Annotated in this window: 1 pseudogene; it reads right to left on the bottom strand. The window is 64.3% G+C overall.

Annotated elements, in window-relative coordinates:
• Window positions 1–336: pseudogene (locus ACLJNW_RS23890) on the bottom strand (TonB-dependent siderophore receptor); the annotation flags it as partial.

The following is a 336-nucleotide window of genomic DNA, read 5'->3' as shown; positions in this document are numbered from 1 at the left end:
ACCGATAGGTGCCGCCGAGGCCGGCGATGGCGTAGGGCGAGAGCTGGTCGTTGGCGCTGCCGGTGACACGGTCGCCGTGATAGTCGTATTTCTTCGGCTTCTGCTTGCCGTACCAGGTGACCGTGGCTTGCAGCGAGAGGTCGTCGGTGGCCTGCCAGTCGAGCATCGAGTTGAGGGTGTAGCGCGGCGTCACCGAGAGCACGTCGCCGGTTTCCTTGTTCTTCGATTGCAGCATGTAGGTGAGGTTGTTGCTCCACTTCAGGCCGTCGGCCAGGGGCAGGGTCAGGGTGCCTTCGAGGCCCTCGACCACCGCCTTGGGCACGTTCTCCCACTGGT

The organism is Salmonella sp. SAL4457, from assembly GCF_046548235.1.
Lineage (GTDB): Bacteria > Pseudomonadota > Gammaproteobacteria > Enterobacterales > Enterobacteriaceae > Salmonella > Salmonella enterica.
This window is presented reverse-complemented; position numbering and strand designations above follow the sequence as displayed.